This window comes from Streptomyces sp. MB09-01, from assembly GCF_033794505.1.
Lineage (GTDB): Bacteria > Actinomycetota > Actinomycetes > Streptomycetales > Streptomycetaceae > Streptomyces.
Genome location: NZ_JARAYQ010000620.1, coordinates 1 through 522, shown reverse-complemented (window position 1 = coordinate 522; position 522 = coordinate 1). Strand labels below are relative to the sequence as shown.

Genomic DNA, 522 nt, shown 5'->3' with positions numbered 1-522 from the left:
CGCCCGCTCCGTGTCGGAGGGCTCGGTCAGCCAAGCCGCCGCGACGGCCCCCGCCGCCGAAGCCCCGGCGGTGGCCCCGTCCACCCCGGCCGCTGAAGCCGCCGCCCGCCCGCCGCGCCGCACCCGCAGCGCGAGCGACGGTTCCGCGAGCCAGGCCACGACCACCGCGGAGCCGGGGGAGACCCCGGCCTCCGAGGCCCGCCCCGCGACGGAGGGCTCGGCGAGCCGGACCCCGGACGCACCCCGCAGGGTCGCGACCCGCAGCACGGACGCCCCCTGGCACGACCCGAAGCCCGCCTTCGAAGAGGCCGAGGCCACGGAACCCCCGCGGACGGAGCCGAAGCCCACGACCACGGGCCCCCGCACGAAGCCCCAGCCGCCCGCCCCGGAAGCAGACGCGGCGCAGCCGGAAGCCACCGGCCGCCAGGCCGAGCCCCCGCAGCCCGCGCCGCAGCCGACCCCGCCCACCGGGCCGGAGGCCACTCCGCAGGCCGGGCCGGAAGCAGACGCGGTGAAGCCGGC

General features: G+C 81.4%; 1 pseudogene. It reads left to right on the top strand.

Annotation, left to right across the window (positions count from 1 at the left end):
• A pseudogene (locus tag PV721_RS43760) lies at nucleotides 1-522 on the top strand (NADH-quinone oxidoreductase subunit C); the annotation flags it as partial.